We start from the raw sequence: 25,084 nt of genomic DNA on the forward strand, positions 1-25,084 counted from the left end.
ATGCAAAAAGAAGTGGATGCCTATATTCAACAATTCAAAGCCGGTTACTTCAGTCCCTTGTCTCAAATGGCCCGCTTAACAGAAGAAGTGGGGGAATTGGCTCGAGAGGTCAATCACTACTATGGAGAAAAGCCTAAGAAAACTACCGAAGCCGAAAAGACCGTGGCAGAAGAGCTGGGGGATGTTTTGTTTGTGACTTTGATCATGGCGAACTCATTGGATATCGACTTGACGCAAGTTTTTGAGGAAAATATGGTAAAATTTAATCAGCGGGATCGTTTTCGCTTTGAACGAAAAGACGGCCGCAAAGAGGAACAAGAGGAGCAACAACCATGAAATTGACGATTTTACCAGAGGAATTTCGCCAAGCTCTACCGGTGATGGAACAAATCGAGACGGCAGGGTATGAGGCGTATTTTGTCGGCGGCAGTGTACGGGATGTGCTCTTGGGCCATCCGATTCACGATGTGGACATCGCCACTAGCGCTTTTCCGGCTGAAATCAAAGAAATCTTTCCCCGGACTGTGGACGTGGGCATCGAACACGGTACGGTCTTGGTCTTAACTGAAGACAGCCAATACGAGATTACCACCTTTCGGACGGAGTCGACCTACCAAGATTTTCGCCGGCCGGATCAGGTGTCTTTCGTGCGCTCTTTAGAAGAAGACTTGAAACGGCGGGACTTTACGATCAATGCCTTTGCGGTCCAAGACGACGGCAATGTGATTGATCTCTTTGAAGGATTGGCAGACTTAGCCAATAAAACCTTACGAGCGGTGGGCAACCCCCACGAGCGCTTCCACGAAGATGCTTTGCGCATGATGCGTGGCTTACGGTTTGTGAGTCAACTAGGCTTTTCTTTTGAGGAAGAAACCTTTGAGGCGATTTTGGAAAACCACGCTTTACTAGGCAAAATTTCAGTGGAACGGATTTTTATCGAGTTTACCAAATTGCTTTTAGGGGACTATCGTAAAGCGGCCATTGAGCAATTTGTGGCCACCGAATGCTACCAGTATTGTCCCGGATTTCGTGACAAAGGAGCCAATTTGCTAACCTTTGCCGCGTTGCCAACGCCGGCTTTTACCAGTGAGGCGGCGGCTTGGGCGGTGTTATTGGATCATCTAGGCTTGGCAGTAGAAGAAGTCAGTCCCTTCCTGCGCCAATGGAAAGTCTCCAATGAATTTCGCCGGGAGTGCCGGGAGCTCGTGTGGGGCATTAAACGTCGCAAGGAAAATCTCTTTACTGCCATGGACTTGTATCGCCTGCAAGAGCATGCACTGACGGTAGAGGAAGTCTTGCCCTATTATGATCAAGCAGGACAAGTAGGGGTCACCAAAGAAGCACTCGATGCTTTACCGATTCACCAATTAAGCGAGCTTGCGGTCAATGGCAATGATTTGCTGCAGGCAACTGGTCGCAAACCGGGCCCTTGGTTAAAAGAGGTGTTGTCCTATTTGGAACAAGCGGTAGTCGAAAAGCGTAGTGAAAATGATAAAACAACGCTGTTGCGCTTAGCGATGGCGTATACAAAGGAGTAAGCAAAATGGATCAAACATTTGCCAAAGAGTACACAGTCACAGCTGATTTAACGGCAGAGGCCATGGGTTCTGGTGGGATTCCTGTATTGGCAACTCCCGCCATGGTCGCCATGGTGGAAAACGCCTGCTACGGAGAATTGCAAAAGGAACTAAAAGCCGAAGAAACCTCAGTAGGGGGCTTTTTGTCCATCGAACACTTAGCCCCAAGTCCCGTGGGCGCCACGGTCACTGTCCGGGCGGCCCTTTATGAGCACGCCGGCACCAAGGTCGTCTTTTCCTTCACCGTCTATGAAGGGGAAAAACTAGTGGGCAAAGGCAATCACGAACGCTTTATCGTGAAGAAAGAGCGTTTCTTAAGTAAGCTGTCCTAACTTGTGCCTAGGCCGTCGGTGATGGGAAAGAGCGTTGTTATAGAGGCATTTTCGTGTTAAGTATCTGGAGATTGTGCTACACTAAATAAGTAAAGTCATTTTAAGGAGCGATGAGTATGTCAAGAGAAATGAAAGCGTTAAAGTTCTATTTTCGAAATGGGGAAACTTGGACCATTGAGCGTCGATATATCGGGGACTTGTGGATCAAGCAAATCACCACAAGTTTTGGTCGGATTAACGGCAGTAGCTTTGTAGAAATCCACCCTTGTGCCGGTTTCAAAATCGAAATCTACCAAGAAGGCGACCACGTGGCAACCCAAGACATTAACTTGGGCGGCTTAGAGCTAGGCATGTTTAACCGGGCGTTGAAATACCAAGACATCGAAAAAATGGAAATCTTATTCCAATCCGGTAAACCAGATATGGTCTACTTCCCATACAAAGACTTAGATACGGAAGGTTTGGACAATGAATACCAATCTACCCGTGTATCTGAAAAAACGAAGAGTCTCTACATCGTGATCAACCCTGATCAAACGGTGGATGATGTCTACGCAGACAAATTGGACTAAAGAAAAGCCAACGATGATTTTCATCGTTGGCTTTTTTCTGGCCGTTTTGGTAGGTGAATTTCGTCAAGTAAAACTACTTAACAAAATTAATAAAAAGACTAGCCAGGAAATGAAATTCATGGTATTATAACTTGGTCTGAGAGAAATCTTAGTAGGATTTTAGTAGCAGGGGAGGGAATAAAATGCGCGTAAACATCACATTAGAGTGTACTTCTTGTAAAGAACGTAACTACTTGACAAGCAAAAACAAACGTAACAACCCTGATCGCTTGGAAAAGAAAAAATATTGCCCACGCGAAAGAAAAGTTACTTTACACCGTGAAACAAAATAATTTGTTTAAACAAGCCCTCAAATCTTTGGCTTACCAAGGATTTGAGGGCTTGTTATTTTTTTATATTGGTTTTTGACTAGCTTTTTGACCATACTTTTATGCGGATATTATCTATTTCAAAAGCTGAGACTCGTTTAGCTTGCCTGCTTTAGTAAGCAGAAAAAATCACGTCATTGATTCCCATAAAGTTTAAAACATACAAGAATAAAAGAAAGCCGTTGAGTATAAAAGAAAGTACAATGATGCTATAACGAATAGAAAAATACTTCATAAAAAGATACGGCTGCATCGCGGCGTAACGTTTTCCTTTATACGTGAAAGTGATTAGCGCCAAAAGGATAAAGATGACAATTTGCAAGACGAGTCCTAAAAGGACCCGGGTATCGGTAAGTGAATCTAGTTGAAAATAATAAACTAGGGCAGCAAGAAGATCCAGTAAGAGTGCTAAGAAAGGCATGGAAAAACCCCATTTCATTTTTTATGAGGCTACTATAACACAGAAGCAAGGGGTCGAATACGAACAAGTTTGTCAGGTACTAAGAATCTTAAAAAGAGCCAAACCCGGATAGTCAAGGTTTTGGCTCTTTGTCAGTATCTATTTTGTGTCATTGATACCGTGGCGCACGGCCAGACGGATAATCCAATACAGGGCAAAAGCAAGGGCGGCATAAACTAAAATTGTATACAGTAAGAGCATAAACAGAGATTCCTCCTTCGTATAATCAAGATGTTAGCGTGTAATAGTGATTGATATAGCTATTATCTCAAAGATGAGGCTTGAATGATATCGTTTTTTTCGCATTGATTTAGTGAGTCCACACAAAAACGAGCCGGTATGGGGATACCGACTCGCAAAGGGAAATGAAAAGTGTGATTGGAATACTGAAAGTATAAGCCGTGTGCCTTAACTGAAGCTTAAGCTGATTTTTATTGGCTTACGTCCAGAGAAATCGCATGGAAGTTTGCCATTTCGCGTTTTTTTCGTTACTATTTCCATATAGGTTTTTTATCACTGGAGGTGTAGTGGTTGGAAAAAGAAGAGTTGCGTAAAGCGGGGCTTGTGGCCTTAAAAAAATTGAGTCAGCAGCCTAAGCGCAAAGCAGCCAAAGAGGCGGTGATTCGCCAGCTACTTTTTGCCAGTGAAGCATGGCAGAATGCCCAAACAATCGGACTTGTGCGTTCTACTAAAGAAGAGTTCGATACGCAGCCGTTGTTTCTTCGCGGGTTCGCTGAAGGCAAACGGCTAGTCGTGCCGGAAGTCTTACCGGGACGCCAGTTGGCTTTTCATGAGGTTTTTGAGAGTAGCGACTATGGGCTATCTGCTTTTGGAATCGAGGAACCCTTAGTCAAACAACCGGTGGCTAAGGAAGCCATTGATCTGCTTTTGGTACCAGGGGTGGTCTTTTCTACTGATGGCTATCGAATCGGGTATGGGGGTGGCTACTATGATCGCTTTTTGGCTGATTTTACCGGTGTAACCAGAAGCCTCGTGTTTGAAGAGCAGTTTTCCAGTGACTGGCAGGCAGATGGTTTTGATGTGCCTGTTCAGCGACTGTTGACAGATCGGTATAGAAGAGAGGAAGAAAAATGAACCCTACCATCAAGCGAACCCTTAATCAGTGGCGCAATGGACCGTATATTACGTACAGTTTAATCGCCATTCAGACGATTGTCTTTTTACTAAATTACTTGCTTCCTTCCTTACAGTTGCAAGAAAAAGGGGTCATGTTTGGTCCTTTTGTGGCGTATTACCACCAATACTGGCGTTTTATCACGCCGATTTTCTTTCACTTTGGTTTAAGTCACTACGCCATTAATACGATTGTCTTGTATTTCATCGGTCAGCAAGTGGAGGCCCTTTATGGTCACAGCCGCTTTTTGGCCTTGTATCTATTAAGTGGCATTTTAGGCAATGCCTTTAGTTTTGGTTTTAATGCCATTGGGGTTCAGTCCGCCGGTTCCAGTACGTCGATCTTTGGGATTTTTGGGGCATTTTTGATTTTGGGCGTCTATTTTCGCCACAATCCGGCGATTCAAGGCATGGTTCGACAATTTGCGCTGTTTGTCCTTTTGAGTCTAGTCTTTGGCATGTTTGACCAGTCCATTGATATTTGGGGGCATGTCGGTGGGATCATTGGCGGGCTTTTATTAGGGAATACCATTGCTTTGCCGAATAATCCAGGTCGCTACTCCATGCACACGCGGATTTTGACCGGTATCGTCTATGGCTTTCTTTTTGTAATTTGTCTGTTCTATGGTTTAAAAAAATACGGAATACTTGTATAATAGTTAGGTGTGTTGAAAATGGAAAGTCTTTATGATGTGCAACAATTATTAAAGCAATTCGGCATTATCGTGTATGTGGGCAAACGCATCTGGGATATCGAACTGATGCAAATCGAGTTGAAAAAACTCTACGATAGTCGCTTAGTGGATCGGGACACGTACCTGAGCGCTTGGCACATTCTCAGACGGGAGCATCACATTGAAGAGGGCCGAGAACAAGGATAAAGCATCCTGAGAAGAACAAGGAGTGTGGAGAAATGGATAAAAAAATCATTGGTATCGACTTAGGTGGGACAACCGCGAAGTTTGCGATTATGACTCCCGAGGGCGAAATTCAACAAAAATGGAGTATTGATTCCAATGTTTTGGATGATGGCAGCCATATTGTACCGGATATTGTGGAGTCGATTAACCATCATTTAGGTCTTTACGGAATGAAACCGGAAGACTTTATCGGCATCGGCATGGGAACACCGGGAAGTGTCGACCAAGAAGCCGGCACAGTTATCGGGGCATACAATTTGAACTGGACCACCTTGCAACCAGTACGGGAACAAATTGAAACCGGTACGAACATCAAATTGGCAATCGACAATGATGCCAATGTTGCTGCACTTGGAGAACGTTGGAAAGGTGCTGGTGAAAACAATCCGGACGTGGTCTTTATCACGTTAGGAACTGGTGTTGGCGGCGGTATCGTAGCTGCTGGGCAATTGCTTCACGGCGCTGCCGGATGTGCCGGAGAAATCGGCCACATCACCGTTGATCCTCATGGCTACCAATGTACCTGTGGCAAACGGGGCTGTCTCGAAACAGTCTCCAGTGCGACTGGTGTCGTGCGGGTGGCTCGGACATTGGCGGAAGAATATGCCGGTGATTCTCAATTGAAACAATTACTAGACGATGGGGAAGAGATCACTTCTAAGGATGTCTTTGAACTAGCGCAAGCCGACGATGCTTTGGCATTAATGGTCGTGGACAAAGTCTGCTTCTATTTAGGTTTGGCTTGTGGGAATTTAGGGAATACTTTGAACCCTGCAAGTATCGTAATCGGTGGCGGTGTATCCGCAGCGGGTGAATTCTTGCGCAGTCGGGTGGAAAAATACTTTAACGAGTTTACCTTCCCACAAGTTCAAGAATCAACCAAGATTAAATTAGCAGAATTGGGCAATGAAGCAGGCGTGATTGGTGCCGGTTCATTGGCATTGCAATTTGCATAAGAATGGGAAGAACAACCCGCATCTACGTGATACGGTGTTGAGACAGGAAGGAAACTGGGAATGAACGTATTTTTAGCAAGTAATACTATGTGGGTCATCAATGGCATCTTGGCGCTGATTTTATTAGGGATTGGTCTTTATGAATTGTATATTTACATTCAAGGCCGTCGCTCGGCAAAGATGCTTTCAGAAGAAGAATTCAAAGAAGGCATGCGAAAAGCCCAAGTGTTAGATGTACGGGAACGAGATGAATTCAACGCCGGCCATATCTTAGGTGCACGAAATATTCCTTACACCGTTTTGGCGAATTCTTACAATAGTATCCGCAAAGACCAACCAATTTATTTGTACGAACGGAAAAAAGGGTTGGCAGTTCGGACAGCGATTAAATTGAAAAAGCAAGGCTACCAAGATATCTATATCTTGAAGAGTGGTTTTGCTGAATGGACCGGTAAAACAAAAGCCAAATAATAAAAACAAGAGCCCAGACTACAGCGTGCTGTAAGCAGGGCTCTTATTTTTAGGTAAGAAAAGAGGCTAGGTGCTGGTTTTATAAAACCAGCACCTAGCCTTTTTGTGCTTAGCGGGCGATCCGTTTGCGCATGGCTTTTTTACGATTGTCTTCAATCATCGCTTCTTTTTCATCGATGGGATCGATGACTTGTTTTTTCACAGCTACGGCAAAACCGGCAACCGCTGCGGCAGTGGCTAATGTGCCGACTACTAATCCGGAAACGAATTTTTTCATCTTCAATCACCTCATCTTGATTATTTGTTTCTCTCATTATTATGGAACAAGCAGGGAAAAATGAAAAGGAATAACCCTTAAAAGTGGGGGATTTCCGGGAAAGAAAGCTCTTTCTGATTTCTTTTAGTTTCTTCTTGAAAATATTTAGTAAATATTATACAATGAATTTACTAAATTAGAAGAAGAGGTGTCACAACATGGAAAAAGATTTGCAAGGGATTTTCCAAGAAAAATTCGCCACAGCGGCAACGGGAGAGTATTTCGCACCAGGGCGAATCAATTTAATCGGGGAACACACAGACTACAATGGCGGGCATGTTTTTCCCGCGTCGATTACGATTGGGACTTACGGACTTGCTTCTAAGCGTGAAGACGATCGGGTGCGTTTGTACTCAGAGAATTTCCCTGACAAAGGCGTGATCGAGTTTTCCATTAATGATTTGGAATTTCGCAAAGAAGACGACTGGACGAACTATCCAAAAGGTATGATGAAATTCTTGAAATCTGATGGTTACACCATTGATACTGGGATGGATATCTTGTACTATGGCACGATTCCAAATGGTGCGGGCTTGTCTTCCTCTGCTTCCATCGAATTGTTGACCGGGGTTATTTTGAATGACTTATTCGCTTTGTCTGTGAAGATGATCGACTTGGTAGAAGTGGGCAAACGAGTGGAAAACAAATTTATCGGGGTTAACTCCGGTATCATGGACCAATTTGCCATTGGTATGGGGAAAAAAGATCATGCGATTTTGTTGGATACCAACACGTTGGAATACGAATTGGTACCGGCTGAATTCGGGGATTACTCCGTAGCCATCATGAACACCAACAAACGCCGGGAATTAGCTGATTCTAAATACAACGAACGCCGGGCAGAATGTGAAGAAGCTCTCAGCCGTCTGCAAACTAAATTAACCATTAAATCTTTAGGGGAATTGGATGAAGCAACCTTCACTGCAAACGAAAGTTTGATTGGGGATGAAATCCTAATCAAACGGGCGAAACATGCGGTAACAGAAAACGAACGGACTCTTAAAGCCAAAGAAGCTTTGGTGGCCGGAGACTTAGCTGCTTTCGGGAAACTACTAGACGCTTCTCATGCTTCCTTGCGAGATGACTATGAAGTAACCGGAGTTGAATTGGACACCTTGGTGGCAACAGCTCAGGCACAACCAGGAGTCTTAGGCGCGCGTATGACCGGTGCTGGGTTTGGTGGCTGTGCCATCGCCTTGGTACACAACAGCGAATGGGACAACTTCGTCAACAATGTGAAATCTGCATACGAAGAAGTTATCGGCTATGAAACAGATATTTACCGAGCAGCAATCGACGACGGTGCCCGGAAACTAAAATAAACACGTAATGCAATGTAGCAACAAGACGAGAAGGAGGAAGACAATGGCAATTTTAGTATTAGGCGGAGCGGGTTATATCGGCTCCCATGCAGTGGATCAATTAGTCAATAAAGGATATGAAGTGGTGGTAGTGGACAGCTTGTTCACCGGCCACAAAGCTGCGGTTCACGAAAAAGCAAAATTTTATGAAGGGGATATTCGCGACAAGGAATTCTTGAATAATGTCTTCGAACAAGAATCAATCGACGGAGTAATGCATTTTGCTGCTTTCTCTTTAGTCGGCGAATCCGTAGAAAAACCATTGATGTATTTCAACAACAACGTCTATGGCATGCAAGTATTGCTAGAAGTCATGAAAGCTCATGACGTGAAACACATCGTCTTTTCTTCCACAGCGGCAACTTACGGGGAACCAGAAGTAGTACCTATTTCCGAAGATATGCCAACGAATCCAAAAAATCCATATGGTGAAAGCAAACTCATGATGGAAAAAATGATGAAGTGGTGTGACAACGCCTATGGCATGAAATATGTAGCTTTGCGCTACTTCAACGTGGCCGGCGCCAAAGCCGATGCTTCCATCGGGGAAGACCACGATCCGGAAACCCACTTAGTACCGATTATTTTGCAAGTGGCACTAGGCCAACGGGATTCTTTGAAAATCTTTGGGGATGACTATGCCACACCAGATGGCACATGTATCCGAGATTACGTGCAAGTAGAAGACTTGATTGCCGCTCATATCTTGGCTTTGGAATACTTGAAAGCGGGCAATCCATCCGATGCCTTTAACTTAGGCTCAAACGATGGCTACTCCGTTAAGGAAATGTTGGAAGCCGCTCGTGCTGTGACCGGTAAAGAAATTCCAGCTGAAGTTGTACCGCGTCGGGCTGGGGATCCTGCCCAATTGGTAGCGGCTAGCGAAAAGGCCCGTAACATTCTAGGTTGGGAACCAGCTTACACCGACATTAAAGACATCATCCGGACCGCTTGGAACTGGCATGTGAGCCATCCGCACGGTTACGAAGACTAGGAGGCAATTTTCATGACACTCAGTCAAACCATTTTTGACTTTACCACATTGGCTATTCACTTTGGTGGCTGGATGGATATGGACCGGCTGTACTTGCAAAATCGCGTCTTAGGCATGATTGGCGAGGATGCTTTAGGGGACGTGGAGGTCAAACCGGCCGAACGGACTTCGGTGGAATTATTAGACGAGCTCGTAGCTTGCGCAAAGAAAAATGGTGTAATCGGGGACACATTGGCGGAAAGAGAAATCTTAGAAGCCCAATTAATGGACTTGATGACGCCACCGCCTTCCGTAGTCAACGCTTTGTTTGCCCAACATTACTCTAAAGACCCTCAAGAAGCGACGGATTACTTCTTTGAGTTGTGTAAGACCAATGATTACATCAAAACCCGGGCCATTGCCAAAAACATCGTCTTTCCAGCAGAAACCGAATACGGTACTTTAGAAATCACGATTAACTTATCCAAACCAGAAAAAGATCCCAAAGAAATCGCTGCGCAACGGAACAGTGCTTCTGTGGATTATCCTAAATGCATGCTCTGCATGGAAAATGAAGGCTACAAAGGCCGCATGAATTACCCTGCTCGGACCAATCATCGGATCATTCGCATGAATTTGGACGGGGAGGCGTGGGGCTTCCAGTACTCTCCTTATGCCTATTACAACGAGCACTGCATCGTTTTGGCCAATGAACACCGGCCGATGAAAATCAATCGCCAAACCTTTGAGCGCTTGGTGAAAGTAATCGAAGTCTTGCCTCATTACTTCGTAGGCTCTAATGCGGACTTGCCAATCGTCGGGGGTTCGATTTTAAGTCACGACCACTATCAAGGAGGCCGGCATACTTTTGCCATGGCTAAAGCCCCGGTGGAACGTAGCTTTGAACTCCCTAGTTTTGGTGGTGTTCAAGCCGGCATCGTGAAATGGCCGATGTCTGTAATTCGCTTGCAATCGGCTGATACAACTGAACTAGTAGCGGCTAGTGAGTATATCTTGAATGAATGGCGGGAGTACTCTGATCCTAGCGTTGAAGTCAATGCCTACTCACCAGATGGCACGCCTCATCACACCATTACGCCCATTGCTCGGAAAAATGGCGATGTCTATGAAATGGATTTGGTCTTGCGGGATAACAATGTTTCCGAAGAATACCCAGAAGGCATTTTCCATCCTCATCCAGAAGTGCAACACATTAAGAAAGAAAATATCGGCTTAATCGAAGTCATGGGCTTGGCAGTACTGCCACCACGCTTGGCGACGGAATTAACCGAAGTGGAACGTTACTTGCTAGGTGAAGACAATCAAATCGCTGCCTACCATTTGGATTGGGCCGATGAATTGAAAGAGCGCTATGACTTCATAAGAGAAAATGTAGAAGCAATCGTGCAAAAAGAAGTCGGCTTAGTCTTTGCCAAAGTCTTGGAACACGCGGGCGTCTTTAAACGGGATGAAGTCGGCCAAGCCGCTTTCGACCGTTTCATCCAAACACTCTAGAAAGGAGGCTGGCGGATGGCCACCATTAAAGATATCGCCAAACAAGCGGGAGTCTCGCCGGCCACCGTTTCCCGGGTTTTGAATTACGACTCTGGTTTATCTGTAGGGCAAGACACGAAAAAGCGGATTTTTGAAGTCGCTGAGGCGTTGAACTACACGAAGCATCAAAAGAAACAAAAACCGGAAAATCAAGTGATTCGCTTGATTATGTGGTACGACTCGGAAGAAGAGTTAGATGATTTGTACTATTTAGCGATTCGCCTGGGAATTGAAGAAAAAGCAGCGGAGTTAAATATTCGCTTGCTAAAAGAAAGTCTGGACGAGTTGTCCAGTGAAAAGACGGACGGCATTATCGCTTTAGGAAAATTCGATGCTGGGGAAGTTAAGACGCTACAAAAGCGCAAGGAACCGGTGCTTTTCGTGGACTTTGATGCCATGAACTACGGCCAAGACTCACTAGTAGTGGATTTCCAAATGTCTGTGGATTTGGTGATTGATCACTTTATTAAAACCGGTCACGAAAAAATCGGCATCTTAGCCGGAGTCGAGTACACGAAGGTCAATCACAATGAAGTTCTCGATTCTCGCCGACTTTATTTCCAACAGCGAATGGAACAACTCCGTTTGTTTCGACCGGAGTTTGTTCTGTCTGGAGACTTTACTGTGGCCGGGGGCTATCAGGCGATGAAAGACTTTTTGGCACAGACAAAGGAAGTGCCTAGCGCGTTCTTTGCTTCCAGTGATGCCCTTGGAGTCGGTGCTTTACGAGCGATTCAAGAAGCCGGCTTGCGAGTACCAGAAGATATTGCCGTAATCGGCTTTAACGATGTTTCCGTAGCCAAATACGTGATGCCGGCCTTGTCTACGGTACATGTCCCCACGGAATGGATGGGGGAGTTGGCTTTGACCACGATTTTAGATTTAACCAAAGAAAAAGCACCAGTGCCACGGAAAATCACCATTGGCACGGAGCTAGTTTTGCGAGATTCCACGAATTAAGCACTAAGTGGAAGCATCTCGTACATGCACATAAGCATCATCGGAAGGCTGGGTCATGCTTTTGACCGAGCCTTCTTTTAAAATAAGTGGGTCTGTGCTATAATATTCTATTTGTAAGTATCTGAAAGAAGGACCGTATCCCATGAAAATCTTGGCATTTGACACTTCCAACCAAACCTTAACCTTAGGCCTTTTAGACGATGGCCAGCTGGTGGGAGAGTTAACCACCACTAACAATAAGAACCATAGCACCACTTTGATGCCGGCGATTAGTCAATTAATGGAGGCAGTGAGGTGGACACCTCAAGATTTAGACCGCATTGTGGTCGCCCAAGGACCAGGCTCTTATACAGGACTGCGAATCGGCGTTACCACAGCGAAAACTTTGGCGGCTACCTTGCAGATTGATTTGGTAGGGATTTCCAGCTTGAAGACTTTGGCAGCCAATGCGGTAGGCGTGTCAGGCGTTATCGTGCCTTTGTTCGATGCTCGGCGACAAAATGTCTATGCAGCTGGATATGCTTGGTCAAATGAAGAGCTGACCACAGTTTTGCCGGATCAGCACATTTCTTTGGTGGAGTTGTTGGACAAGCTTCAAGGACAAGAGGTCTTGTTTTTAGGGGCAGATGTGGCGAAATTCAAAGAAACTATTCTGGAAAAATTGCCCCAAGCCCGGTTTGCACCGGTGCCTAATTGGGACGTTCCGAATGGAATCACCTTGGCTACCTTAGGGGAGGCGGCCACACCGGCAGGAGAGATTGATTCTTTCGTGCCCCAGTATTTAAAACGGGTAGAAGCTGAAGAAAAATGGCTACAGACCCATACACCGGGGAATGAGGAGTATGTTGAAAAGATTTAGGGCAATCTGGGACACATTGGCCCAAAAGAACGCGCCACAGTTGGAGCGGCAAGTCGCAACAATCGGCGAGAAGCATTATGTAATCCGGGAATTGCGCACGGAAGATATCAAAGCTTTAATCGAAGTCCAGCGGGAAGTCTACCGGGGAAATCTCCCTTGGTCCCGTTCGGCTTTCGTATCAGAGCTTGTATCGCCATTGCCCCATTTGTATCTGTGTGCGGAGTACGAACAAAAAATCGTGGCTTTTTGTGGCTGTCGTATTAATGGCAATGATGGACACGTGACCAATGTGGCGGTTTTGCCGAATTACCAAGGGATGGGAATTGGCACTTGGCTACTGCAGCAATCGGAAACTTTTGCGAAAAGCAGAGGTTGTTTGACGATGTCCTTGGAAGTTCGTTTAAGCAATCGGGATGCCCAGCGTTTGTACCGCAAATTGGGGTATGTTTCCCGGGCGATTAAAGAAGGTTACTATGACGAAACCAATGAAGACGCACTGGATATGGTGAAGTACATTGAAGAATAAATTAACTTTACGGCGTTATTACAAACACGAGGAACCGACTTGCCTCTATGAGTTAGCGGCAGCATCCTATGGTCAGAGCCCTTGGCGCTTGGACCAATTTGCAGATGATTTACGAGGAGAGCGCAGTCTGTATTTTGTAGCGGAGTTGGCGGAAACAAGTAGGCCAGTCGGGTTTATCAGCTGCCATCGAATCTTAGATGAGGTGGAAATCACCAATCTAGCGGTCCATCCCTCCTGGAGTCGTCAGGGCATCGCCAAAGCACTTTTGGCAACTCTGTTTGCTACTGTGGCTTCAGGAGAACAGTTGACCAAAGTCTTTTTAGAAGTCCGTATGAGCAATGAAAAAGCGCAACAACTATACTTAGGCCGAGGCTTTGAAGAAATCAATCGCCGGAAGCATTATTATGAAAATCCTGCAGAAGATGCATTGATTATGTGTAAAATCCTACCTAAGCTACCTTGAAAGGAAGTATTCGTAACGTGAACAAGTCACCCGAATTAATTTTAGCCATCGAATCTAGCTGTGACGAAACCAGTGTTGCAGTGGTGAAGGATGGCCATGAAATCTTAAGCAATATCGTCGCATCCCAAATCAAAAGTCATCAACGTTTTGGTGGGGTAGTTCCAGAAGTTGCTAGTCGACATCATGTGGAGCAGATTACCTTGTGCTTGCGAGAAGCGCTAGCAGAGGCTCAGGTGACACCGGCAGAGCTCAGCGCCGTGGCAGTTACCTATGGTCCAGGGCTAGTAGGCTCTCTTTTGATTGGCTTATCTGCGGCGAAGGCTTTTGCTTGGGCTCATGAGTTGCCTTTGATTCCTGTGAACCACATGGCGGGACATATCTATGCAGCACGTTTTGTGGCGCCTTTAGAGTTTCCTTTAATGGCTTTATTGGTCAGTGGGGGGCACACGGAGTTAGTATATATGAAAGCCGACGGAGAGTACGAAATCATTGGTCAAACCCGAGATGATGCGGCCGGTGAAGCCTACGACAAGGTCGGCCGGGTGTTAGGGTTGACTTATCCAAGTGGCAAAGAAATCGACCAGTTAGCTCATGAAGGCGAAGACGTCTTTCACTTTCCACGGGCTATGATCAATGAAGGCCATTTTGATTTTAGCTTCAGTGGTTTAAAGAGTGCGTTTATTAATTTGGTACATAACGGGGAGCAGCGTGGGGAAACCTACTCTAAAGTTGATTTGGCGGCAAGTTTTCAAGCCAGTGTCTGCGATGTTTTGATTACCAAAACCTTACGAGCACTAAAGGAATATCCGGTGAAACAATTGATTGTAGCCGGTGGGGTGGCGGCCAATCAAGGGTTGCGCGTTGGCTTGACTCAAGCGTTGGCTGAGAGTGACTTGACTACCGAGCTATTGATTCCACCGCTTCGGCTTTGTGGGGACAATGGTGCGATGATCGGTGCGGCAGCCCACGTGCAGTTGCAAAAAGGCGACTTTGCCGACCTCAGCTTAAATGCCGATCCTAGCCTGTCCTTTCAAGAAATGGCGTAATTAAATCTAAAACAAAAAGCAACCTGCCCAGACTGAATAAGGTCTGGGCAGGCTGCTTTTTGTTTAGGTTTTAGGTAAAGTGAGAATCATTTGGAAGGTGCCGTTTTGGCTTTCTGCATGCAAAGTGCCCCCGTGGTGTTCGATGATTTCTTTGGCGATAGGAAGGCCTAAGCCGGTACCCCCGGTTTGGCTGTTCCGGGCGCTGTCGCTTCGATAAAAGGGTTCAAATATTCGTTCCAAGCGATTTTGGGGAATGGTCGCACCGTGATTGGTGAGGGTTAGCTGGACTTGCTGATGCTCTTCTTTTAATTCTAAGCTTAGTGCTGTTTTCGGGTCCGCGTAGTTAATGGCATTTTTTATCAGGTTGTCTAACACGCGCTCGAATTTTTCCACGTCGACTTCAAGTTGGATATTGGAAGCAAGTTCTAACTGCCAAGTCAGCTCTTTTGGCGCCATTACCGGGAGAAACTCGTAGCTGAGCTGTTCGATCATCAGAGACAAATCCACCAGGCGCTTTTCTAAAGTAATCGTGGTGAGGTTGAAACGGGTAATTTCAAAAAATTCATTGATCAAGCTTTCTAAGCGTTGGGCTTTTTCTAGGGTAATCTGGGTATATTTGCTACGGGTAGCCATGTCTAATTCCGGCTGTTCGATTAACAAAGTTAAATACCCGATAATACTGGTCAAAGGGGTCCGCAGATCATGGGCCAAATAGACGATTAATTCATTTTTACGCTGTTCGGCTTCACTAGCGGCTCGCTGATGAAAGAGGCTGTCTTCCCGGATTTGATTGATTTCAACTTCGAATTCGGCCAAATCTTTTGAAAGGTAGATGGTCTTTTCCGGAGTGGTAATCAGCTGTTTCGTAGCAGAAAAAGCCTGATCCAAATAACGAGTGGCTTTGGCGATAAAGTAAAAAGTCAAAGCCAGCCAACAGATTAAGGCCGTCACCACCACCAAAATGGTCAAATGCTGATTCGCCCAGGCGAGAAATGGGTAACCAAAATCATCGTAATACCACGCTCGACTGCCTAAGAGAAATTTCAAAGCAAAGGGGACGAGTAAAGTAATTCCCACCGCTAAAAGTGCGGCCAGAATATATTGCTTAATAAGCTTGCGGCTTAAAATCAGACTATGCTTCAATGGTGTAACCCACCCCCCAGACGGTTTTGATAAATTTTGGTTTACGAGGTGGCTCATTTAATTTATCCCGTAAGCGGGCGATATGGGCCATGACCGTATTGTTATTGTCCAGATACTTTTCCTCCCAAACGGCTTCAAAGAGCGCTTCGGAAGAGACGACTTGCCCCTGATGTTCGCAAAGATACCAGAGGATTTTGAATTCCAAAGGGGTCAGGTGGATTTCCGTGCCATAAAGAAAGACCTTATGACTCCCTAAGGAAACCGAAAGTCCTTGGTAATCAAAGACCCTTTGATTGTCACCGGCAAGGGCTCCGGTATTGTAAGTCTGATAACGTCGCAACTGGGTTTTTACCCGAGCGACGACCTCCAGTGGATTAAAAGGTTTTGTGATGTAGTCATCGGCCCCTAACGTCAGTCCGGTGATTTTGTCCAGTTGTTCATCTTTTGCCGTCAGCATCAGCACCGGAAAGAGGTAGTCTTGGCGGATTTTTTTGAGAATATCAAAGCCATCCGCATCTGGGAGCATCACATCTAAAAGAGCCAAATCCAGCTCAGGGGAGAGATTTGCCAGGGCTTCTTGCCCGTTATAGGCCGTGATGATTTCAAAGCCTTCATTTTTTAAAAAGGTTGCCAATAAGTCGGCAATGTCTTTTTCATCGTCTAAGATTAATACTTTGGTCATTTTGTTGCTCCTTTAACCGTTTTTACCAGTATAGAGGAAAGGTCTGGCCTTGTCATGCCCGCCAAAGTGCCCAATAATTAACCGCTTCGTTTAAGAATGTTTCCATGGACCAGCTCTTTTCGTAATGTTTCTTTTGAGGATCATCATTAGGGTCATAAGTCCGCAGATGCCCTTGATTGTCTGTGGCAAGCACGAGTAAGTGACCACTTGTGGTAAAAGTTCCTGCTCCTACCGAAACGATAATAGGAATGCCTTGGTTCATGAGTTCTTTGGCATGGTTGTAATGATTACCGAGATTTTCATACTGATAACCTTGATCCTTAGCAAAGTCTTCGAAAATTTGCCAAGAGGTTCCTTGTCCTTTGACATAGTAGCGATTTTGCGACCAGTCCAAAACTTTTGTGAGATCCGGAGTTTGTTGTTTCCAGTAACCGTCGATCATAGCGAGGGAAGCCAAGGCACAGCCGTTATGAGCGATATCGTTATCGTTTTTTTCTAATCCATAAGCTAACTTGGCCCAGCGTTCGTCTTTTTGTAAGAGGAGTGTTAGTTTTGGGTCTTTTTGGTCTTGTTGTAAGACTTGATTGGCTTTTTCGCTGAAACTAGCCGGTAACAGCTCTAATTCACTATTTTGGGCTTGCAAGAAGTACCAACCGCCGATTAGGAAGAGTCCGCCTAATAGGAGTAGCAAGAGTTGATTGATCCTTTTGGTTTCTTGAATTTTTCTTCTTGGGTAGGTTTTAGTTGTAATCATTTTCTTCCTCCGTTTTTTCATTTTGCCTCTCTTCTTGTAGTGTAACGGAGGCATGAAAAGGAGGCATCACGATATTCTTGAGAAGTTCTTACGATTTCCTGACAATTTGAGAAAAGCGTCAAAGCGCATTAGAAAACGGTAACGGAATAATAGGTGCCTGTTTTTCTTTAAGGTATAATGAAGAAAAGCCTAGTCGAAGGAGTGTGAGCCAAATGTCAGTCATTCAAGTGTATTCAGAAATCGGTCCCTTAAAGCAAGTCTTGCTAAAACGTCCAGGAGCCGAAGTGGAAAATATGACGCCAGAAAGTATGAACCAACTGCTTTTTGACGATATTCCTTACTTAAAATCGATCCAAAAAGAACATGACGCGTTTGCCCAATTATTGCAAGCTGAAGGAGTGGAGGTCCTTTATTTAGAAGAACTCGTGGCCCAAGCAATCACGACCTCAGAGCAGCAACAGGACTTCTTAGATTTATTTTTACAAGAGTCTGGGATTGCAAAAGGCTATCTCTACGAAGGCCTAAAGGAGTATTTAGTCAGTTTTAATACGACAGAAATGCTTCAAAAACTCATGGCTGGAGTGCGCCAAGAGGAAGTGGGCTTGACACTTGCGGGAGCGTCTTTAAGCGAGATGCTCAAGATTCAAGAATCACCGTTTTACTTGGCGCCATTGCCTAGTTTGTATTTTCCCCGGGATATTTTAGCTTGCATCGGGACAGGGATTAGCATTCATCCCATGTCCTTTGAAGCCCGGAAAAGAGAGTCTTTGTTTGTGAGCTATCTCTATGAACACCATCCGCTATTTGCGGACAAAAAAACGCCTTTGTGGTTTGACCGTGATCTTCCCGGGTCTCTTGAAGGTGGGGATATCTTGGTCTTAAGTGCGGAAGTAGTGGCAGTGGGCATTAGTCAGAGAACCAAGCCCCAAGCCATCGAGTTATTGGCACAGCGGTTGTTTGCTCAAGGGGACTTCACCAAAGTTCTTGCCATTAAAATTCCGCCCCAACGAGCTATGATGCATTTGGATACGGTTTTTACCATGGTGGATGTAGATAAATTCACCATTCATCCGGAAATCTTATCAACGTCGGGTCATTTGGATATTTATGTGTTGGAACCTCAAGGAGAAAATCTGAAAATCACGAGGGAAGAAGACTTGCGCAAGGTTTTAAAAGAAGCCTTGAAGCTTGCGGAATTGACCTTGATTCCGACTGGGGGTGGCGATCGAATCGCTGCGGCCAGAGAGCAATGGAACGATGGCTCAAACACCTTAGCTCTTGCTCCAGGGAAAGTGGTCACTTACGATCGGAACCACGTTTCCAATAAGCAACTGCGAGAAGCAGGCGTCCAGGTCCTAGAGATTGCTTCTGGGGAATTATCCCGAGGTAGAGGGGGGCCTCGCTGTATGAGTCAGCCTTTTTGGCGAGAAAGGCTTTAAAAAGTCCATTCATCATGTTACACTGTTGTATAAATATACATAAAAGGAGAAAATGTGATGAGATATTCAGTTTTTCAAGGGAGAAGTTTCTTAGCAGAAAAAGACTTTACTAAGAATGAACTCCTCTTTTTAATCGATTTTGCAGCCCATTTAAAAAATCTCAAAAAACAAGGAATTGCGCATCCATACTTAGCGGGAAAAAATATCGCATTGCTCTTTGAAAAGACCTCAACGCGGACCCGGGCGGCTTTTACCGTGGCAGCCCATGACTTGGGGGCTCATCCGGAGTTTTTAGGCGCCGGGGATATTCAATTGGGAAAAAAAGAATCGGTGAAAGACACGGCCAAAGTCTTAGGCAGTATGTTTGATGGGGTTGAGTATCGAGGCTTTAGTCAAGAGGCGGTCACAGAGTTAGCCGAGTACTCTGGGGTACCGGTCTGGAATGGCTTGACGGATCAATGGCATCCTACGCAAATGCTTGCAGACTTTCTGACAATGAAAGAACATTTTGGCACCTTGGAAAACCGAACTTTGGCCTATGTAGGAGATGGGCGGAACAATGTGGCAAATTCCTTATTGGTAACCGGGGCTATTTTAGGTGTAAATATTCATGTGGTGGCGCCAAAAAGTTTGTTTCCTAGTGAAGCGGTTATTGCCTTAGCCCAAGATTATGCCAAAGAAAGCGGCAGTGAGCTTTTAATCACAGACTCTGTGGTAGCTGGAGTCAAGGGCGCGGACGTTTTGTACACGGATGTGTGGGTTTCCATGGGGGAAGAAGCCAAGGCCAAGGAACGGATCGAACTGTTGCTACCTTATCAAGTGAATGAAAGGATGGTAGCCACAACAGAAAATGAAGACGTGATCTTTCTCCACTGTTTGCCGGCTTTTCACGATCAAGAGACGCTGTTTGCTCAACAGATGGCGACAGAGTTTGGGGTAAAAGAGTTGGAAGTCACAGATGAAGTCTTTCAAGCGCCTTATGCCAAGCAATTCCAACAAGCGGAAAACCGCATGCACACCATTAAAGCTGTGATGGCGGCGACTTTAGGAAATCTATTTATCCCGAAAGTTTAGGAGCCGGTAAATTTGCGCCTTGGCAAATTACGGATTCTTTGCTATAATTTGTCCAACTTGATACTAAACGTTGAACAAGAGAGTACCTTGGTACCAGACATTTGTAGCGAGTCCGAGTTGGTGTGAGTCGGACAGTGTCACCACGGGGAAGCGCACTTGGGAGTTTCTAGCATAGACGGCGGTCGACCGTTATCGACAAGGTGGTCTGGTGTTTGCCAGATAACAAGAGTGGTACCGCGGGAATTTCTCGTCTCTAGTGTCTTTGGACAGTAGAGGCGTTTTTGTTTGCCCAAAAATCAAGCCCCTTGTATGGTGGAAGCAAGTCAACCGGTAATTTTAAAGGAGGAAATCAGATGAACAACAAAGAAATCGTAGCAAAAGAACTATTTGAAGTAGTCAAAGATGATTTGACCTTGGAACAAGTGCAAAACTTATTGGAAAATCCGAAATCGGCGGATCATGGAGACGTGGCTTTCCCAGCATTCTCCTTAGCGAAAGTCTACCGCAAAGCGCCTCAACAAATTGCAGCAGAGCTTGCTACTAAGATCAACCCTGAGGCTTTTGAAAAAATCGAAGTGGTAGGACCCTACTTGAACTTCTTTATGAGTAAAGGCGCTATTAGCCAAAAAGTCTTGCACCAAATCGTCAAAGAACAAGCAGCTTACGGGAATGCGACAATTGGGGCGGGTCAGACGGTGCCAATCGATATGTCTTCTCCCAATATCGCGAAGCCAATTTCCATGGGACATTTGCGTTCCACGGTTATTGGGAATTCCATCGGCTTTATCATGGAAAAAATCGGCTATCAACCTGTACGGATTAATCACCTAGGGGACTGGGGTACTCAGTTTGGGAAATTGATCGTAGCCTACAAAAAATGGGGCTCAGAAGCAGCGGTTAAAGCGGAACCGATTAAAGAATTACTGCGTCTTTATGTAGACTTCCACGAAAAAGCGGAAAAAGAGCCAGCTTTGGAAGATGAAGCTCGGGCGTGGTTCAAAAAATTAGAAGACGGGGATGCGGAAGCTACACAATTGTGGCAATGGTTCCGGGATGAATCCTTAAAAGAGTTTAACAAGATTTACGGTCTATTGGGTGTTTCCTTTGATTCCATGAATGGGGAAGCTTTCTACAATGATAAGATGGCAGAAGTTGTGACCTTGTTGGAAGAAAAACATTTGCTAAAAGAAGACCAGGGAGCCGAAATCGTGGACTTGTCGGCCTACGATTTGAACCCGGCCTTGATTCGCAAATCTGACGGGGCTACTTTGTACATCACGCGGGATTTGGCGGCAGCCTTGTACCGTAAACGGACCTATGACTTTGCTCAGGCTCTTTACGTGGTGGGCAATGAACAAACCAATCACTTCAAACAATTGAAAGCCGTCTTGAAAGAAATGGGCTTTGATTGGGCAGAAGACATTCACCATATTCCATTTGGTTTGATTACGAAAGATGGCAAGAAATTATCTACTCGGAAAGGCAAAATCATTCTGCTAGAAGAAGTTTTGTTGGAAGCTACAGCTTTGGCGAAAGCGCAAATTGCTGAAAAGAACCCAACTTTGGAAAACCAAGACCAAGTGGCTCAAGAAGTCGGGGTCGGCGCCGTGATTTTCCACGACTTGAAGAATGATCGTTTGAATAACTTCGACTTTGATTTAGAAGAAGTGGTTCGTTTTGAAGGGGAAACAGGGCCTTACGTGCAATACACCCATGCTCGGGCAATGAGTATTTTGGCAAAAGCTGACTTTACGCCAGATGAAACAGCGGATTACACTTTGGCGGATGAAGAAAGCTGGGAAGTCATCAAACTCTTGCAAAAATATCCAGAAACGGTCTTGCAAGCAGCAGAGAAGTTTGAACCTTCCGTAATTGCTAAACACGGGATTAAATTGGCACAAGCCTTTAACAAATATTATGCTAATGTGAAAATCCTAACCGACGACGCGGAAAAAGCGGCTCGGCTAGCATTGGTTCACGGAGTTACCGTTGTCTTAAAAGAAGACCTACGTCTTTTGGGATTGCAAGCACCAGATAAAATGTAAGCATAAAAAATGGCGAGCTACTAGTTTTAGTAGCTCGCCATTTTTTATGCAAATTTACAAGAAGAGGAAGCTCAAGATTAAGAAGCCTAGAAAGAAGGGAGGCAGGTAGCAAAGGACAAAGTGACTATAGGTCAGTCCTACTCGGCGCTCATTGTCGTAGCGGGGATTATTTTGATCTTCTAAAAAGCGTTTAGGCGTTCGAGAGAAAAATAACCCATGGGTCAGGCGGATCATCAGGGCCAATAAAAGCAAAAAGCCCGTGATAAAAAGTCCTGCATATAAGAAAAGCGACAAGGGATTAGAAAAGGCGAAATCCATAGGAGCCTCCTGTCTAGCCGATGATGTGTCCTTTGAAGTACTCTTCTAGTTTTTCGGCATCTTCATTGGTACGGCAAATGGTAATCACGGTGTCAAAGCCAGCTAGAGTAGTGACTTTTTCTGGCAAGTTGACTTCATCCATCACCGCAGACAACAACTGAGCATTGTCAGGTAAGGTAGTAATGATGGTTAAAAACTGGACTCGGTCGACTTTTGTTACGACTTCTTCAATCATACGGACCAAGCGCAGTTCTTCTTCTTTGCTGTCTTGTTCCAAATCATGGTCATGGAATAACTCAAAGCGAATCTGACCATCTTGGTCTTGGACTTTGACGATTTTTAAATCACGAATATCCCGGGAAATCGTGGCTTGTGTCGCACTGCCACCTCGTCCTTCAATTTTTTTTAGTAATTCCTCTTGGGTTCGGACGGTTTCATTGCTTACGATTTGTTTGATAATTGCATGTCGTTCAGCTTTGCGCATAGGAGTGCTCCTTCGTATATATATTCACATTCATCATAGCAAAAAATCGTAAAAACGCAATGGAAAACTTGAAGTGAGCCGTTTTCCCACCATTTAACAGAAAAAATGCTAGAATGAATATACGAAAAGGAGGAATTCCCATGTTAAAAGAACAAGAACAATTCTATCAATTTTTGCTTGCACAAACGAAACCAGCTCATCAAGAAGAGGTCAAGGCTTTATTAGTAGATGCTTTCGCCAATCTGGATACAGGTAATTTCACGAAAGCGGATCTGCAAGCTTTTGAAGAAAAAATGACGCCTTTATTGGATCCTTCTTCGGTGGAATTAGTGAAAGAAGTCTTTCAAAAGTTTGGCGGAAACTTGAAATAACAGTACCTGAGACAAGTAGGAAGAAAGAAAAACTAGTTGCAATTTCAGAAAGTCTAGCGTATACTATCTGAGGTGTGAGACAAAAATCACACAAATCCACATCTTGCCTGATTTAAGAAGCGGTGCTGATTCGTCAGTTCTTCTTAGAGTGAAAGGACAAGAGAGGGAAAAAACCAAATTGGAGGAAACACAAAATGGCAGTAATCTCTATGAGGACGCCAGTAGCTTTCTGTTCCTTCAGTGGCGGTACAGCAACCTTTGAAAGTATAATTCAGTGAAGAACTGTTGAAATGCAGTAGTTCACACTTACTCATGCAACGTTTTAACCACTTGTTCTGTTATGGCTATATATAACAGGATAGGTGGTTTTTTTATGCGCAGTTATAGTGATATACCAGAAGAATTTGAAGTTTCAATGTCATGGCCTTCTGCAATTAAGGAGCTTCTGCTGTTTAAAAAGGCAGAAGGCTACACTGAGGGAACTCTGAAAGGATATAAGAGTTCTATGAAGCTATTCAGTGAGTATTGCGTGGCAAAAGGCTACATGAGTCCCGCAAATGTGCCTAAAAGGGCCGTCAGAGAGTTTCAAGCAGATATGAATGAAAGTCATGCAGTAGGGTACTGTAATGCCCACCTGAGCAGAATAAGGGCCTTTTACGGCTTCTTGTGTGATGAAGGGGACTTGCCAGAGTATGCTGACCCTACACGCAGGCTAAAAATGGCAGAAGTACTGAAGAAAAAGCTGATTATCTTCAATGATGAAGAAGTCTTGCAGTTTATTGAAGCTGCAGGTAATCAGAAAAACAAGTTCTTTGCTGCAAGGGATAAACTGTTGATCATGATGATGGCAGACGCTGGCTTGCGTGTGCGTGAGATGGTTTCATTGCAGGATAAAGAAGTTACAGATGAATACATTTTTGTGAAAAAGGGCAAGGGTAACAAGCAACGCATGGTTTACTGTTCTCCTGCAGTTGCCAAGGAAGTTATACGCTATAAAAGAGTGCGTAACGCCTACTTTGATTCTAAGAACATTCCTAAAAATGGTATGCTGTTCCGCAACAGAGACGGGGGCTTTCTGAAAAATGATGGTGTGCAGAAAATGCTAAAGAAACTGGCAACAGTGGTAGACGTTAGGGCAGATGTCAGAGTTAGTCCTCACACTTTCAGGCATTACTTTGCGCAGAGTCAACTGAAAAATGGATGTGATATTTTGACTCTGAGCAGGTTGCTTGGACACAGTAACATTAATACTACTCAAATTTATTTAGAGGGCCTTGCTGATGAAGAACTTGTGCAGTCTGCAATCAGCACCAGCCCCCTGATGAACTTACGTAATAGGCAGTAACAACTGCATACACAACAGCAGCACTTGCAGGGCATTCCCCTGTAGGTGCTGCTTTTTTTATTGCCTTGAAACTCCTGTACTTTTGATACTGCTGTTTCTACTTCATTTTCTGCCTATCTGACTGTACGCCAGAGAGTTCTCCTGTTTTCTGGTGTATTTACCCGCAGTAAGTGGTCAGGCTGTTTTCACTGCTAACTGACTGTAGCTGACAGGGAATAAATGGAAGATATACAGGAAAAGACTCTGGCTACAGATGCACAGGGGGAACAGCTAGTAAGTGGACGGGAACTGCATGAGTTTCTGGAAGTAGGGACAGCATATAAGGACTGGTTCCCACGCATGGTCGCATACGGTTTTGATGAAGGAAAAGACTTTAGCTCATTTTTGAGCAGAAGTACTGGAGGCAGACCTTCAGTTGACCACGCAATGAAGTTAGACATGGCAAAAGAAATCTCCATGATCCAGCGCACGGCTAAAGGCAAGCAGGCACGTCACTGAAACTTCTCTGCTGAAACTGTCCACTTTTGCAAAAATTTCCTGAATAAGACATTGTGGGCAAGTTTTTTTAATTAAAGAGAGCT

The 25,084-nt window shown here is 44.8% G+C and carries 30 protein-coding genes, 1 pseudogene and 1 other annotated feature; of the genes and pseudogenes, 24 read left to right on the forward strand and 7 right to left on the reverse strand.

Annotation, left to right across the window (positions count from 1 at the left end):
* From I579_RS10150 to rpmG, 5 genes are all read left to right on the forward strand, one after another.
* On the forward strand, positions 1–336 hold the full coding sequence (locus tag I579_RS10150) for a nucleotide pyrophosphohydrolase (RefSeq protein WP_034810393.1): 336 nt from the start codon (positions 1–3) through the stop codon (positions 334–336).
* A complete protein-coding gene (locus I579_RS10155; RefSeq protein WP_010753315.1) occupies positions 333–1,538 on the forward strand; it encodes a CCA tRNA nucleotidyltransferase in 1,206 nt (401 codons plus the stop codon). Before I579_RS10150 ends, I579_RS10155 begins: the two co-directional genes overlap by 4 nt.
* 5 nt (positions 1,539–1,543) lie before the next feature.
* Positions 1,544–1,909 (forward strand): thioesterase family protein, encoded by a 366-nt coding sequence (locus I579_RS10160; protein ID WP_010753316.1) that lies wholly within the window; start codon positions 1,544–1,546, stop codon positions 1,907–1,909.
* Positions 1,910–2,025: 116 nt separating this feature from the next.
* The gene (locus I579_RS10165; RefSeq protein WP_010753317.1) at positions 2,026–2,481 is read left to right on the forward strand and encodes a hypothetical protein; all 456 of its coding nucleotides are present in this window, start codon (positions 2,026–2,028) and stop codon (positions 2,479–2,481) included.
* 182 nt (positions 2,482–2,663) lie between these two features.
* The gene (gene rpmG / locus I579_RS10170) at positions 2,664–2,813 is read left to right on the forward strand and encodes a 50S ribosomal protein L33 (protein WP_010753318.1); all 150 of its coding nucleotides are present in this window, start codon (positions 2,664–2,666) and stop codon (positions 2,811–2,813) included.
* Positions 2,814–2,961: 148 nt separating this feature from the next.
* On the opposite strand, the gene I579_RS10175 is transcribed toward rpmG, so the two are convergent.
* Positions 2,962–3,270: a hypothetical protein gene (locus tag I579_RS10175; protein WP_010753319.1), complete on the reverse strand. Its 309-nt coding sequence runs from the start codon at positions 3,268–3,270 to the stop codon at positions 2,962–2,964.
* Between the two features lie 570 nt (positions 3,271–3,840).
* Here I579_RS10175 and I579_RS10180 point away from each other — a divergent pair.
* From I579_RS10180 to I579_RS10200, 5 genes are read left to right on the forward strand one after another with little or no spacing between them, the layout of a single operon-like run.
* Positions 3,841–4,404 (forward strand): 5-formyltetrahydrofolate cyclo-ligase, encoded by a 564-nt coding sequence (locus I579_RS10180; protein ID WP_010753321.1) that lies wholly within the window; start codon positions 3,841–3,843, stop codon positions 4,402–4,404.
* A complete protein-coding gene (locus tag I579_RS10185; protein ID WP_010753322.1) occupies positions 4,401–5,099 on the forward strand; it encodes a rhomboid family intramembrane serine protease in 699 nt (232 codons plus the stop codon). Before I579_RS10180 ends, I579_RS10185 begins: the two co-directional genes overlap by 4 nt.
* An 18-nt stretch (positions 5,100–5,117) precedes the next feature.
* Positions 5,118–5,324, forward strand: a complete 207-nt coding sequence (locus I579_RS10190) for a YqgQ family protein (RefSeq protein ID WP_010753323.1) — start codon at positions 5,118–5,120, stop codon at positions 5,322–5,324.
* Positions 5,325–5,356: 32 nt separating this feature from the next.
* A complete protein-coding gene (locus I579_RS10195) occupies positions 5,357–6,319 on the forward strand; it encodes an ROK family glucokinase (protein ID WP_010753324.1) in 963 nt (320 codons plus the stop codon).
* 60 nt (positions 6,320–6,379) lie between these two features.
* Complete coding sequence (locus I579_RS10200; RefSeq protein WP_010753325.1) at positions 6,380–6,790, forward strand: rhodanese-like domain-containing protein; 411 nt, start codon at positions 6,380–6,382, stop codon at positions 6,788–6,790.
* Between the two features lie 109 nt (positions 6,791–6,899).
* Here I579_RS10200 and I579_RS12710 read toward each other — a convergent pair whose 3' ends face one another.
* Positions 6,900–7,067 (reverse strand): DUF3042 family protein, encoded by a 168-nt coding sequence (locus tag I579_RS12710; protein ID WP_010753326.1) that lies wholly within the window; start codon positions 7,065–7,067, stop codon positions 6,900–6,902.
* 197 nt (positions 7,068–7,264) lie between these two features.
* Here I579_RS12710 and I579_RS10205 point away from each other — a divergent pair, with 197 nt between their 5' ends.
* From I579_RS10205 to tsaD, 8 genes are all read left to right on the forward strand, one after another.
* Entirely contained in the window at positions 7,265–8,428 is a 1,164-nt protein-coding gene (locus tag I579_RS10205; RefSeq protein WP_010753327.1) for a galactokinase, read from the forward strand.
* 43 nt (positions 8,429–8,471) lie between these two features.
* A complete protein-coding gene (gene galE, locus I579_RS10210; RefSeq protein WP_010753328.1) occupies positions 8,472–9,461 on the forward strand; it encodes a UDP-glucose 4-epimerase GalE in 990 nt (329 codons plus the stop codon).
* A gap of 12 nt (positions 9,462–9,473) precedes the next feature.
* Positions 9,474–10,955, forward strand: coding sequence for a UDP-glucose--hexose-1-phosphate uridylyltransferase (gene galT / locus I579_RS10215; RefSeq protein ID WP_010753329.1), 1,482 nt, complete (start codon positions 9,474–9,476; stop codon positions 10,953–10,955).
* 15 nt (positions 10,956–10,970) lie between these two features.
* Positions 10,971–11,954 carry a LacI family DNA-binding transcriptional regulator gene (locus I579_RS10220; protein WP_010753330.1) on the forward strand — a complete coding sequence of 328 codons (984 nt, stop codon included), beginning with the start codon at positions 10,971–10,973 and terminating at the stop codon, positions 11,952–11,954.
* 142 nt (positions 11,955–12,096) lie between these two features.
* Positions 12,097–12,813 (forward strand): tRNA (adenosine(37)-N6)-threonylcarbamoyltransferase complex dimerization subunit type 1 TsaB, encoded by a 717-nt coding sequence (gene tsaB / locus I579_RS10225; protein WP_010753331.1) that lies wholly within the window; start codon positions 12,097–12,099, stop codon positions 12,811–12,813.
* Positions 12,797–13,339, forward strand: a complete 543-nt coding sequence (gene rimI / locus I579_RS10230; protein ID WP_010753332.1) for a ribosomal protein S18-alanine N-acetyltransferase — start codon at positions 12,797–12,799, stop codon at positions 13,337–13,339. Before tsaB ends, rimI (I579_RS10230) begins: the two co-directional genes overlap by 17 nt.
* Positions 13,329–13,802 (forward strand): ribosomal protein S18-alanine N-acetyltransferase, encoded by a 474-nt coding sequence (gene rimI, locus I579_RS10235; RefSeq protein WP_010753333.1) that lies wholly within the window; start codon positions 13,329–13,331, stop codon positions 13,800–13,802. Before rimI (I579_RS10230) ends, rimI (I579_RS10235) begins: the two co-directional genes overlap by 11 nt.
* 17 nt (positions 13,803–13,819) lie before the next feature.
* Positions 13,820–14,848 (forward strand): tRNA (adenosine(37)-N6)-threonylcarbamoyltransferase complex transferase subunit TsaD, encoded by a 1,029-nt coding sequence (gene tsaD / locus I579_RS10240; RefSeq protein WP_010753334.1) that lies wholly within the window; start codon positions 13,820–13,822, stop codon positions 14,846–14,848.
* A 63-nt stretch (positions 14,849–14,911) separates the two neighbouring features.
* Here tsaD and I579_RS10245 read toward each other — a convergent pair whose 3' ends face one another.
* The 3 genes from I579_RS10245 to I579_RS10255 are packed head-to-tail and all read right to left on the reverse strand — an operon-like array spanning position 14,912 to position 17,427.
* Positions 14,912–15,991 carry a sensor histidine kinase gene (locus I579_RS10245; protein ID WP_010753335.1) on the reverse strand — a complete coding sequence of 360 codons (1,080 nt, stop codon included), beginning with the start codon at positions 15,989–15,991 and terminating at the stop codon, positions 14,912–14,914.
* Positions 15,981–16,673, reverse strand: a complete 693-nt coding sequence (gene vanR, locus I579_RS10250) for a VanR-ABDEGLN family response regulator transcription factor (protein WP_010753336.1) — start codon at positions 16,671–16,673, stop codon at positions 15,981–15,983. The genes I579_RS10245 and vanR overlap by 11 nt, the downstream gene beginning before the upstream one ends.
* Positions 16,674–16,725: 52 nt before the next feature.
* A complete protein-coding gene (locus tag I579_RS10255; RefSeq protein ID WP_010753337.1) occupies positions 16,726–17,427 on the reverse strand; it encodes a C39 family peptidase in 702 nt (233 codons plus the stop codon).
* A gap of 212 nt (positions 17,428–17,639) precedes the next feature.
* Between I579_RS10255 and arcA the strand changes: the two genes are divergently transcribed.
* The 3 genes from arcA to argS all read left to right on the forward strand — a co-directional run bounded on the left by arcA (position 17,640) and on the right by argS (position 21,985).
* Positions 17,640–18,866, forward strand: coding sequence for an arginine deiminase (gene arcA / locus I579_RS10260; RefSeq protein WP_010753338.1), 1,227 nt, complete (start codon positions 17,640–17,642; stop codon positions 18,864–18,866).
* A gap of 57 nt (positions 18,867–18,923) precedes the next feature.
* A complete protein-coding gene (argF, locus tag I579_RS10265) occupies positions 18,924–19,940 on the forward strand; it encodes an ornithine carbamoyltransferase (RefSeq protein ID WP_010753339.1) in 1,017 nt (338 codons plus the stop codon).
* Positions 19,941–20,001: 61 nt separating this feature from the next.
* Positions 20,002–20,198, forward strand: a binding site (T-box leader).
* 95 nt (positions 20,199–20,293) lie between these two features.
* Entirely contained in the window at positions 20,294–21,985 is a 1,692-nt protein-coding gene (argS, locus tag I579_RS10270) for an arginine--tRNA ligase (RefSeq protein ID WP_010753340.1), read from the forward strand.
* A 54-nt stretch (positions 21,986–22,039) separates the two neighbouring features.
* Here argS and I579_RS10275 read toward each other — a convergent pair whose 3' ends face one another.
* On the reverse strand, positions 22,040–22,303 hold the full coding sequence (locus I579_RS10275) for a hypothetical protein (RefSeq protein WP_010753341.1): 264 nt from the start codon (positions 22,301–22,303) through the stop codon (positions 22,040–22,042).
* 13 nt (positions 22,304–22,316) lie between these two features.
* A complete protein-coding gene (locus tag I579_RS10280) occupies positions 22,317–22,787 on the reverse strand; it encodes an arginine repressor (protein ID WP_010753342.1) in 471 nt (156 codons plus the stop codon).
* 140 nt (positions 22,788–22,927) lie between these two features.
* Between I579_RS10280 and I579_RS10285 the strand changes: the two genes are divergently transcribed.
* The 3 genes and pseudogenes from I579_RS10285 to I579_RS10295 all read left to right on the forward strand — a co-directional run.
* Positions 22,928–23,158 (forward strand): hypothetical protein, encoded by a 231-nt coding sequence (locus I579_RS10285; RefSeq protein WP_010753343.1) that lies wholly within the window; start codon positions 22,928–22,930, stop codon positions 23,156–23,158.
* A gap of 373 nt (positions 23,159–23,531) precedes the next feature.
* Positions 23,532–24,503 (forward strand): tyrosine-type recombinase/integrase, encoded by a 972-nt coding sequence (locus tag I579_RS10290; RefSeq protein ID WP_010753344.1) that lies wholly within the window; start codon positions 23,532–23,534, stop codon positions 24,501–24,503.
* Positions 24,504–24,722: 219 nt separating this feature from the next.
* A pseudogene (locus tag I579_RS10295) lies at positions 24,723–24,995 on the forward strand (antA/AntB antirepressor family protein); the annotation flags it as partial.
* Positions 24,996–25,084: the final 89 nt, after the last annotated feature.

Origin of the sequence: Enterococcus asini ATCC 700915 (assembly GCF_000407365.1) — a bacterium.
Lineage (GTDB): Bacteria > Bacillota > Bacilli > Lactobacillales > Enterococcaceae > Enterococcus_C > Enterococcus_C asini.

Excerpts from the sequence above, each read along its gene's own strand:
- I579_RS10150 (WP_034810393.1), top strand. The coding sequence starts at position 1 with ATGCAAAAAGAAGTGGATGCCTATATTCAACAATTCAAAGCCGGTTAC.
- I579_RS10155 (WP_010753315.1), top strand. The coding sequence starts at position 333 with ATGAAATTGACGATTTTACCAGAGGAATTTCGCCAAGCTCTACCGGTG.
- I579_RS10160 (WP_010753316.1), top strand. The coding sequence starts at position 1,544 with ATGGATCAAACATTTGCCAAAGAGTACACAGTCACAGCTGATTTAACG.
- I579_RS10165 (WP_010753317.1), top strand. The coding sequence starts at position 2,026 with ATGTCAAGAGAAATGAAAGCGTTAAAGTTCTATTTTCGAAATGGGGAA.
- rpmG (WP_010753318.1), top strand. The coding sequence starts at position 2,664 with ATGCGCGTAAACATCACATTAGAGTGTACTTCTTGTAAAGAACGTAAC.
- I579_RS10175 (WP_010753319.1), bottom strand. The coding sequence starts at position 3,270 with ATGCCTTTCTTAGCACTCTTACTGGATCTTCTTGCTGCCCTAGTTTAT.
- I579_RS10185 (WP_010753322.1), top strand. The coding sequence starts at position 4,401 with ATGAACCCTACCATCAAGCGAACCCTTAATCAGTGGCGCAATGGACCG.
- I579_RS10190 (WP_010753323.1), top strand. The coding sequence starts at position 5,118 with ATGGAAAGTCTTTATGATGTGCAACAATTATTAAAGCAATTCGGCATT.
- I579_RS10195 (WP_010753324.1), top strand. The coding sequence starts at position 5,357 with ATGGATAAAAAAATCATTGGTATCGACTTAGGTGGGACAACCGCGAAG.
- I579_RS10200 (WP_010753325.1), top strand. The coding sequence starts at position 6,380 with ATGAACGTATTTTTAGCAAGTAATACTATGTGGGTCATCAATGGCATC.
- I579_RS12710 (WP_010753326.1), bottom strand. The coding sequence starts at position 7,067 with ATGAAAAAATTCGTTTCCGGATTAGTAGTCGGCACATTAGCCACTGCC.
- I579_RS10205 (WP_010753327.1), top strand. The coding sequence starts at position 7,265 with ATGGAAAAAGATTTGCAAGGGATTTTCCAAGAAAAATTCGCCACAGCG.
- galE (WP_010753328.1), top strand. The coding sequence starts at position 8,472 with ATGGCAATTTTAGTATTAGGCGGAGCGGGTTATATCGGCTCCCATGCA.
- galT (WP_010753329.1), top strand. The coding sequence starts at position 9,474 with ATGACACTCAGTCAAACCATTTTTGACTTTACCACATTGGCTATTCAC.
- I579_RS10220 (WP_010753330.1), top strand. The coding sequence starts at position 10,971 with ATGGCCACCATTAAAGATATCGCCAAACAAGCGGGAGTCTCGCCGGCC.
- tsaB (WP_010753331.1), top strand. The coding sequence starts at position 12,097 with ATGAAAATCTTGGCATTTGACACTTCCAACCAAACCTTAACCTTAGGC.
- rimI (WP_010753332.1), top strand. The coding sequence starts at position 12,797 with ATGTTGAAAAGATTTAGGGCAATCTGGGACACATTGGCCCAAAAGAAC.
- vanR (WP_010753336.1), bottom strand. The coding sequence starts at position 16,673 with ATGACCAAAGTATTAATCTTAGACGATGAAAAAGACATTGCCGACTTA.
- I579_RS10255 (WP_010753337.1), bottom strand. The coding sequence starts at position 17,427 with ATGATTACAACTAAAACCTACCCAAGAAGAAAAATTCAAGAAACCAAA.
- arcA (WP_010753338.1), top strand. The coding sequence starts at position 17,640 with ATGTCAGTCATTCAAGTGTATTCAGAAATCGGTCCCTTAAAGCAAGTC.
- argF (WP_010753339.1), top strand. The coding sequence starts at position 18,924 with ATGAGATATTCAGTTTTTCAAGGGAGAAGTTTCTTAGCAGAAAAAGAC.
- argS (WP_010753340.1), top strand. The coding sequence starts at position 20,294 with ATGAACAACAAAGAAATCGTAGCAAAAGAACTATTTGAAGTAGTCAAA.
- I579_RS10275 (WP_010753341.1), bottom strand. The coding sequence starts at position 22,303 with ATGGATTTCGCCTTTTCTAATCCCTTGTCGCTTTTCTTATATGCAGGA.
- I579_RS10280 (WP_010753342.1), bottom strand. The coding sequence starts at position 22,787 with ATGCGCAAAGCTGAACGACATGCAATTATCAAACAAATCGTAAGCAAT.
- I579_RS10285 (WP_010753343.1), top strand. The coding sequence starts at position 22,928 with ATGTTAAAAGAACAAGAACAATTCTATCAATTTTTGCTTGCACAAACG.
- I579_RS10290 (WP_010753344.1), top strand. The coding sequence starts at position 23,532 with ATGCGCAGTTATAGTGATATACCAGAAGAATTTGAAGTTTCAATGTCA.